Genomic DNA, 8,327 nt, shown 5'->3' with positions numbered 1-8,327 from the left:
GCCGCTACCTCCCGAACTACCTGGGCTGGCGCCGCATGCTTGAACGCTATCAGCAGCGTATTCAGCCCGTTCACTGTATCCAGGAGGCGGTTGGTCGGACCATGCAACACGCGATTGGGACATAGCCATTTTTTATGCTGCTTACTTTGTGTGGAGGGGGCTTTAGCCGCGACATCAACAGTGCCGTCATCACTTATGCGCGGCTTTTGCGCCGATCCAGCACCTCGGTCGCCCGTGCGCGCAGCTGTCCGCAGCCGCCATCGATGTCCTGTCCCGCCGAGTTGCGCACCTTGGTCAGTACGCCACGGCTGTGCAGGTAGCGCACGATCTGCACGATGCGGTCGCCATCGGGGCGCTGAAACTCGTCGGCTTCTAGGCTGTTGTAGGGGATCAGGTTCATGATCGCGTACTTGCCCTTGAGCAGGCGCAGGATGCCGTCCATTTCTTCCTGGCTGTCGTTGATGCCCTTGAGCAGCGTCCACTGGTACTGGATCGGGTAATCGATCTGCCGCGCGTAGGTTTCACCCTGCTCGACCAGCTCTTCAGGATCGATGCGTGGCGCGCGCGGCAGCAGCGTCTGGCGCAGTTCGGCATCGGTTGTGTGCAGCGACAGCGCCAGCGCGGGCTTGACCTGCTGCTGCGGCAAACGCTCGAACACCCGTGGGTCGCCGACGGTAGAAAACACCAGGTTGCGCTGGCCGATACCGCCCTCGGTGCCGAGCAGGTTGATCGCTTCGAGTACGTTATCCAGGTTATGCGCCGGCTCGCCCATGCCCATAAACACCACTTTCTTCACCGCTCGGAAGCGCCGCGCCAGGGCTACCTGAGCGACGATTTCCGCGGTGCTCAGCTGGCGGAACAGGCCGCTCTTGCCGGTCATGCAGAACACGCAGCCCACCGCGCAACCGACCTGGCTCGACACGCACAGGCCATCGCGCGGCAACAGCACGCTTTCCACCATCTGCTTGTCGGCCAGCTCCACCAGCAAGCGCGCCGAGCCATCGCTGGCAGGGTGTTCGGAACTCAGGCGGGCCAGCCCATCGAGCTCGCTGCTTATTTCCGGCAGGGCATTACGCACCGCCAGCGGCAGGAAATTCTCGGTCTTCTGGTTACGCGTACCGGTATCCAGCGGCATGCCGCGCAGCCAGGCACGGGTAATCCGCCCGATGTGCATGGGCTTGGCACCGAGGTCGGTGAGGCGTTGATGAAAGTCGTGAATATGCATGGGGCGCGCATGCTACCACTGTGCGCTGGGGCGGCGAAGCGTCACCAGCTCGGCGGACCTGAGTCCGCGAGTGGTGGGGGTTACTGGGCTTGTGCGCGGATAATCAGCGCCGAGCTCAGGCGAATGACCACCTGACGATTGAGGTGTTCGGTCTTGAGCTGTACGTCAGGGCGTACTTTTACCGTCTTGCGGGTGCCATCGGCGAACTCAAGGGTGGCGGTTTGCAGGACGGTGTCGATGCCTTTAACCAGCGCGGTGACTTCGACGCTATCGGCAATCAGCATGCCTGGTTTGGTGCCGGCTGGCGCTGTGGCGATCACGCCAGCGCCACCATCTGCACTGGGCTCGCCGGGCTCACGCAAGTACGCCACTTGTTCTAGAACGACGGTGGCATTAACCGTGTCACCGACTTTCAATTGCGGAAAGTTGATCATTTCCGGACTGGCAGTGAAGCTGCGCTGATGGCCTTGCGCATCCTCCAGCGTGACGCTGCTGGTGGCGTAGTTGATGGAGCTGACCACGGCCTTGATTTCTTCGACTTGAGTGGCCACGCCACCTGGCACGCCTTCTTGAATGACTCGGGTGGTTTGGCCCTCGCTGGCCAGCGCCTCATCCTTCCCCTGGCTGCTGCAGCCGGTGAGCAGGGAAGCACTGAGCATTAAAAGTCCCAGATGTTTGCTGATTGGCATACGCGATCTCCTAGGGCTATTGCGGCTTGGTGTGGCGAATTTCGTAGATGGCGTCTTCGCTGCGCATCGGGGTTAGGCGGATGTTATAGCGGGGCCCTGGTTGGCCCAGCACCATTTCATCCAGCTGGTACTGCACATTGAGCTTCAGGTAGGTGATTTGCGCCGGTTTAAGAGTGAGTGATTGTTCTATATCACGGGGTTCCCACTTGGCTGCTGGGCTCAGCCCGGTTATGCGTACGCTGTGCTTACCCGGTGCCAGCTCGACATGCCGATGGCTATTGAATTTCAACGTGCCAATGCTCTGTCCGTCGATAAACACTTCCGGGTAGTCATAGCGCAGTGGTTGCATCAGCCCTGGATTGCTGGCTTCCGGTCGATACAGATAAAGCACCGCCTGCTGCGGACTGGACGGCTGCACGGCCTCGAAGTAGCTGGGCGAGCTGCATCCGGTGATAAGCAGAGGGAGAAGCAGCAAAAGCCGACGGGGCATGGGAGCATCCTTGTCCGGACATGATTGATCGAGAGGATATCGCGCTTGGGTACGGCTGACCGGCTAAGGTTAGCTGGCAAACGTTCAGCTTGCCTGGGTGCTGCTGTGCTATGGTCGCGCCCGGAAAAATGTGTGGGGACACAGCATGAAATTTATACACCAGCGCGAACACCTTAACGAAGACGACGTGGTCGTCATCGAGTGCTCGCAGACCTGCAACATTCGCCTGATGAGCGATGCCAACTTTCGCAGCTTTAAAAATGGCGGCCGTCACACCTACCATGGTGGCGCGTTCGACACATTTCCCGCCAAGATCACTGTGCCGAGCAGTGGTTTCTGGAATATCACCATCGATACGGTCTCGCGCAAAGCCATCAGCGTTACGCGCAAGCCGACGCTCAAGCATTCGATCAAGATCGTGCGTAAATCAACTTCTCGCCTGAGTTGATGCGTTGGGGGGGACGCATAAGCGTCCTTGTTCCTAGTCCTTCTATCGCTGTGTACCTATTCGCTCTGCTTTTGCCGCACTTTTGTGCGGCCACGAACGGCTGAACGGGTAGCTGAGGAGGCCACGAATATCGTGCTCGTCTGGCTGCTCGGAGCTGGTTTTTACACCCAGTGCCACAGGCTCGCCAGCGCTCCAGCGGAAAGTGCCGAATAGCTGGTCCCAGAGCGGTAGCGCGGTGCCGAAGTTTTGCGCCTCGGCGACATTCACGCTGTGATGCCAGCGGTGCAGCTCGGCACTGCCGATCAGATAATTCAACCAGCCCAAGGTGCCGCGGCTATTGGCGTGAGTGGCGAACGATTGGGTCTGCGAGAACAGCGCTGCCAGGGCAATAGCCATGGGCTCGAAGCCCAATAACCAGAGCGGCAGGATATGCACCGATTTGCGCAGCAGCAGATCCAGCGGGTGCGTGGTGAAGTTGTTGCTGACGTTCAGGGCGCTGGGGCGGTGGTGCACGAAATGTACGCGCCACAGCCAGCCACCGCGATGCTTGTAGCGATGCAGCCAGTAGTCGCCAAACTCCCCCAGCAGCGCTGCTATGGGCACCGCCAGCCAAAGTGGTAGCCCCATGGCAGGACCCTGTGCCTCGGCGTTAAACAGCATCACCAAGCTACGTATCAATGTGTCGGTCAGGGCATCGGTGGCGAACAACGCGAGCATAAATAGTCCGTCGCGCTTGCGGTCGGCGGGGCGGGCTTGCCAATCCGTGCGGTGTGGCCAGCGCCATTCCCACAGGCCGAACCAGAGCAGCACCAGAAGCAGTCCGCCACCCAGCAGCACGAAACTGCTCCAGCCCACGGAAAGCCCTAGCGTTGCCCAGCCAGTGATCAGCAGCAGGGCGCCGAGGTGCGCCCAGTTCAGGCTGCTGTGTAGGGCTTTTTGGTCGGTATTCGAGGTCGTGGGTTGTTTTAGGCTGTGCATGCGGGCTGTCATCCGGAACGAGGTGGTGCTAGCTTCATGCCTGCGCCACCGGCTGCGCATTAACCTCGGTTTATCGATGTCCTCAGATTCTCTCTATGACTGCCTGGCCTGCGCGCCGCAGTTGCTCGGCATGCTCGAGCAATACCCGCAACTCACCGATCTCTGGCAGAACCTGCCGCGCCAAAGCTACGCGGCCAATCAGACAGTGTTACGGCCGGGGCAACTCAGTGACCGTTGCTGGTTCGTCGTCAGCGGTCTGCTGCGTGTGGTGCATTTGTCCGAGCAGGGGCTGGAGCGTACTGCGGCCTTTCATGCCGAGGGCAACTGGGTCGGTTGGGGCACGCCGCCCTATGCCGTCACCAGTGCTGTGGGCATCGTGACCCTGGAGCCGACCGTGTTGCTGGAGTTGCGTTATGAGGTGCTGCGCCATTGGCAGGCTGAGTTGCCGGTGGTGCAGGAAATTCTTAGCGACGGTATTCGTGCTGTGTTGGAGCGCAGTGCCCAGCGTGAAGCCGAGCTGCTGTTGCTGGATGCCGGTGAACGCTACCGCTTGTTTCTGCAGCAGCGTGCCGCCCTGGCGCCGCGTATTGCGCTGCAGCATGTGGCCAGTTACCTGGGCATCACCAATGTGGCGCTGTCACGCATCCGCTCGCGTATGGGTTTGGTGCAGGGGCGCAGCAAGCCGAGTAGCACTGCCGAGCGCTCGTAAAAATACGAGACTCGCAGTCATTGGGCTCTATTCGCGGTTTGGGCTGCTTAGTTGTCGTAGCCCAGGTTCGGCGCCAGCCAGCGTTCGCTGACGTTCAGATCCTGTTTCTTGCGTGCGGTGTAGCTTTCCACTTGATCCTTATCGATCTTGCCGACGGCGAAGTACTGCGCTTGCGGGTGAGCGAAGTACCAGCCGGATACGGCGGCAGCCGGGAACATGGCGTAGTGTTCGGTGAGGAACACACCGCTGGCGCCGGCCTTGTTGAACTCGGCCGCGGGGTCGAGCAGGGTGAACAGGGTCTTCTTCTCGGTATGGTCCGGGCAGGCAGGGTAGCCGGGGGCAGGGCGGATGCCTTTGTACGCTTCCTTGATCAGCTCCTCGTTACTCAGTGCCTCTTCCGGGTCGTAACCCCAGTAATTGGTGCGCACCTCTTTGTGCAGCCATTCGGCGCAGGCTTCGGCCAGGCGGTCGGCCAGGGCTTTAACCATGATGCTGTTGTAGTCGTCGCCGGCTTCTTGATAAGCCTTGGCGACTTCTTCCGCGCCGATACCGGCGGTGGTGATAAAGCCGCCAACGTAATCGGTGATGCCGCTGTCTTTCGGTGCAACGAAGTCGGCCAGGGAGAAGTTCGGCTTGCCGTCCGGCTTGATGGTTTGCTGGCGCAGGTGGTGCAGGGTGGCCAGCTTGTCGCCGTTATCGGCGTAGACATCCAGATCGTCGTCATTCACCTGGTTGGCTGGCCAGAAGCCGAACACGGCGCGGGCGCTGATCAGCTTCTCATCGATCAGCTTCTTGAGCATTTCTCGGGCGTCGGCATACAGCGCTGTGGCGGCTTCGCCCACCACTTCATCGGTGAGGATGCGCGGGAACTTGCCGGCCAGGTCCCAGGAGATAAAGAACGGCGTCCAGTCGATGTACTCGGCTAGAACATTCAGGTCAATATTGTCCAGTACCTTCACGCCAGTGAAAGTCGGCACGCTGGGCTGATAGCTGGCCCAATCGAACTTGGGTTTGTTCTCTACCGATTTGGCGTAGCTCAGGCGTTCGGTGCGGGCGCTGCGGTTGGCGGTGCGCTCGCGTACTTCGATGTAGTCCAGGCGGGTGCGCTCGACAAAATCGGCTTTCAATTCTTTCGACAGCAACTGCGTGGCCACACCGACGGCGCGCGAGGCGTCGGTGACGTAGATCACCGCGTCGTTCTGGTACTTGGGCTCGATTTTCACCGCGGTGTGGGCTTTCGAGGTGGTCGCGCCGCCGATCATCAGCGGCAGGTGGAAGCCCTGGCGCTGCATCTCGCGGGCGACATGCACCATCTCATCCAGCGACGGGGTAATCAGACCGGACAGGCCGATGATGTCGCACTTCTCGGCAATTGCCGTTTGCAGGATTTTCTCCGCAGGCACCATCACGCCCAGGTCGACGATGTCGTAGCCGTTGCAGCCGAGCACCACGCCGACGATATTTTTGCCGATATCGTGTACATCGCCTTTCACGGTGGCCATGAGGATCTTGCCTTTGGCTTCTGGCTTGTCACCTTTTTCCAGCTCGATAAAGGGGATCAGGTGGCCGACCGCCTGCTTCATCACGCGGGCAGATTTGACCACCTGCGGCAGGAACATCTTGCCGGCGCCGAACAGGTCACCGACCACGTTCATCCCGGCCATCAGCGGGCCTTCGATCACTTCGATCGGGCGCGCGCACTGTTGGCGGCACTCTTCGGTATCTTCGATGATGTGGCTGGTAATGCCTTTAACCAGCGCATGCTTGAGGCGATCGACCACGTTCCAGGTGCGCCACTCTTCGGTTTCGACTTCCTTGACGCTGCCGTCGCCCTTGTAGTTGTCGGCAATCGTCAGCAGCGCTTCGGTCGCACCTTCGTGGCGGTTAAGCACCACGTCTTCCACCGCATCGCGCAGCTCTTTGGGGATCTCGTCGTAGATTTCCAGCTGGCCGGCGTTGACGATGCCCATGGTCAGGCCGTTCTGGATCGCGTAGTACAAGAACACCGAGTGAATCGCCTCACGCACCGGGTTGTTGCCGCGGAAAGAGAACGAAACGTTGGACACACCGCCCGAGCTCAGGGCATAGGGCAGGTGATCGCGGATATAGGCGCAGGCCTCGATAAAGTCGACCGCGTAGTTGTTGTGCTCCTCGATACCGGTGGCGACGGCGAAGATGTTCGGGTCGAAGATGATGTCTTCCGGCGGGAAGCCCACTTCGTTGACCAGAATGTCGTAGCTGCGCTGACAGATCTCGCGTTTGCGCTCGGCGGTGTCGGCCTGGCCGGCTTCGTCGAAGGCCATCACCACCACGGCGGCGCCGTAGCGTTTGCACAGTTTGGCGTGGTGCTTGAACTGCTCGACGCCTTCTTTCATCGAGATCGAGTTGACGATGCCCTTGCCCTGGATGCATTTCAGGCCGGCTTCGATCACTTCCCACTTGGAGGAGTCGATCATGATTGGCACGCGGGAGATGTCCGGCTCGCCGGCAATCAGATTCAAGAAGGTGACCATGGCCTTCTGTGAATCGAGCATGCCCTCGTCCATGTTGATGTCGATCACCTGCGCGCCGGCTTCCACCTGCTGCAGGGCAACTTCGAGGGCTTCGGTATAGTTGTCCTCACGGATCAGCCGGGCGAACTTGGCTGAACCGGTGATATTGGTGCGCTCGCCGACGTTGATAAACAGCGAGTTGCGATCGATGGTGAAGGGCTCCAGACCCGACAGGCGACAGGCCTTAGGAATATCCGGGATGGCGCGCGGCGGGTATTTGCTCACCGCCTCGGCGATCGCCTGGATATGCGCAGGCGTGGTGCCGCAGCAGCCGCCGACGATGTTGAGGAAGCCCGAGGCGGCGAATTCTTCCACCACCACAGCCATTTCCGCCGGGGTTTCATCGTATTCACCAAAGGCGTTCGGCAGGCCGGCGTTAGGGTGTGCGGAGACATTGGTTTCCGCCTTGGCTGCCAGCTCTTCCAGATAGGGGCGCAGGTCCTTGGCGCCGAGGGCGCAGTTCAGGCCCACGGAGATCGGGTTGGCATGGCGCACCGAGTTCCAGAACGCTTCGGTGGTCTGCCCGGAGAGGGTGCGGCCGGAGGCGTCGGTGATGGTGCCGGAGATCATGATCGGCAGCTCGACGCCGTCGTCCTCGAACACCTGCTGCACGGCGAAGATCGCCGCCTTGGCGTTGAGGGTGTCGAAGATGGTCTCGATCAGGATCATGTCCGCGCCGCCTTCGATCAGGCCGCGGGTGGCTTCCACGTAGTTTTCCACCAACTCGTCGAAGGTGACGTTGCGGTAGCCGGGGTTGTTCACATCCGGAGAGATCGAGCAGGTACGGCTGGTTGGGCCCAGAACGCCGGCGACAAAACGCGGGCGATCCGGGGTTTCCAGGGTCTTGGCATCAGCCACTTTACGGGCCAGGCGCGCGCCTTCGACGTTCAGCTCATACACCAGGCTCTCCATACCGTAGTCGGCCTGGGACACCTGAGTGGCGTTGAAGGTGTTGGTTTCCAGAATGTCCGCGCCGGCATCCAGGTAGGCCTTTTCAATGGCACCGATGACGTCTGGACGGCTGAGGATCAACAGGTCGTTGTTACCTTTGACGTCCTGCGGCCAATCAGCGAAGCGCTCGCCGCGGTAGTCCTCTTCCTCCAGTTTGTAACCCTGGATCATGGTGCCCATACCGCCGTCGAGGATCAGGATGCGTTCCTTCAGGGCTTGCTGAAGTGCGTTAAGGCGGGCGCTGCGATCGGACAGAGACATGGAGATAACTACCTGGGACGCGTG

Annotated in this window: 7 protein-coding genes and 1 pseudogene; 3 read left to right on the top strand and 5 right to left on the bottom strand. The window is 60.5% G+C overall.

The genetic code is table 11. The annotated features are described in order from the left end of the window. Nucleotides 1-125: pseudogene (locus AACX99_RS19620) on the top strand (IS1595 family transposase); the annotation flags it as partial. A 68-nt stretch (nt 126-193) separates the two neighbouring features. Here AACX99_RS19620 and AACX99_RS19615 read toward each other — a convergent pair. The 3 genes from AACX99_RS19615 to AACX99_RS19605 all read right to left on the bottom strand — a co-directional run bounded on the left by AACX99_RS19615 (nt 194) and on the right by AACX99_RS19605 (nt 2,404). Further along, a complete protein-coding gene (locus AACX99_RS19615; protein WP_339414110.1) occupies nt 194-1,225 on the bottom strand; it encodes an RNA methyltransferase in 1,032 nt (343 codons plus the stop codon). 80 nt (nt 1,226-1,305) lie between these two features. Continuing rightward, on the bottom strand, nt 1,306-1,914 hold the full coding sequence (locus AACX99_RS19610; RefSeq protein ID WP_339414109.1) for a hypothetical protein: 609 nt from the start codon (nt 1,912-1,914) through the stop codon (nt 1,306-1,308). A gap of 16 nt (nt 1,915-1,930) precedes the next feature. After that, entirely contained in the window at nt 1,931-2,404 is a 474-nt protein-coding gene (locus AACX99_RS19605) for a hypothetical protein (RefSeq protein WP_339414108.1), read from the bottom strand. A 145-nt stretch (nt 2,405-2,549) separates the two neighbouring features. Here AACX99_RS19605 and AACX99_RS19600 point away from each other — a divergent pair, with 145 nt between their 5' ends. Beyond that, complete coding sequence (locus tag AACX99_RS19600) at nt 2,550-2,852, top strand: DUF1883 domain-containing protein (protein ID WP_090256153.1); 303 nt, start codon at nt 2,550-2,552, stop codon at nt 2,850-2,852. A gap of 42 nt (nt 2,853-2,894) precedes the next feature. Here the strand turns inward: AACX99_RS19600 and AACX99_RS19595 are convergent, their stop codons facing one another. Further along, nucleotides 2,895-3,830 carry a sterol desaturase family protein gene (locus AACX99_RS19595; RefSeq protein ID WP_339414107.1) on the bottom strand — a complete coding sequence of 312 codons (936 nt, stop codon included), beginning with the start codon at nt 3,828-3,830 and terminating at the stop codon, nt 2,895-2,897. Between the two features lie 76 nt (nt 3,831-3,906). Here AACX99_RS19595 and AACX99_RS19590 point away from each other — a divergent pair, with 76 nt between their 5' ends. Next, nucleotides 3,907-4,539, top strand: a complete 633-nt coding sequence (locus tag AACX99_RS19590) for a Crp/Fnr family transcriptional regulator (RefSeq protein ID WP_339414106.1) — start codon at nt 3,907-3,909, stop codon at nt 4,537-4,539. A gap of 47 nt (nt 4,540-4,586) precedes the next feature. Here the strand turns inward: AACX99_RS19590 and metH are convergent, their stop codons facing one another. Next, on the bottom strand, nt 4,587-8,309 hold the full coding sequence (gene metH / locus AACX99_RS19585; protein WP_339414113.1) for a methionine synthase: 3,723 nt from the start codon (nt 8,307-8,309) through the stop codon (nt 4,587-4,589). Nucleotides 8,310-8,327 lie beyond the last annotated feature (18 nt).

The sequence above is a fragment of the Pseudomonas sp. EA_35y_Pfl2_R5 genome (assembly GCF_963970805.1).
Lineage (GTDB): Bacteria > Pseudomonadota > Gammaproteobacteria > Pseudomonadales > Pseudomonadaceae > Aquipseudomonas.
The sequence above is the reverse complement of the archived record's forward strand: the minus strand, read 5'-3'. Positions and strand labels throughout refer to the sequence as shown.

Excerpts from the sequence above, each read along its gene's own strand:
- AACX99_RS19615 (WP_339414110.1), bottom strand. The coding sequence starts at position 1,225 with ATGCATATTCACGACTTTCATCAACGCCTCACCGACCTCGGTGCCAAG.
- AACX99_RS19610 (WP_339414109.1), bottom strand. The coding sequence starts at position 1,914 with ATGCCAATCAGCAAACATCTGGGACTTTTAATGCTCAGTGCTTCCCTG.
- AACX99_RS19605 (WP_339414108.1), bottom strand. The coding sequence starts at position 2,404 with ATGCCCCGTCGGCTTTTGCTGCTTCTCCCTCTGCTTATCACCGGATGC.
- AACX99_RS19600 (WP_090256153.1), top strand. The coding sequence starts at position 2,550 with ATGAAATTTATACACCAGCGCGAACACCTTAACGAAGACGACGTGGTC.
- AACX99_RS19595 (WP_339414107.1), bottom strand. The coding sequence starts at position 3,830 with ATGCACAGCCTAAAACAACCCACGACCTCGAATACCGACCAAAAAGCC.
- AACX99_RS19590 (WP_339414106.1), top strand. The coding sequence starts at position 3,907 with ATGTCCTCAGATTCTCTCTATGACTGCCTGGCCTGCGCGCCGCAGTTG.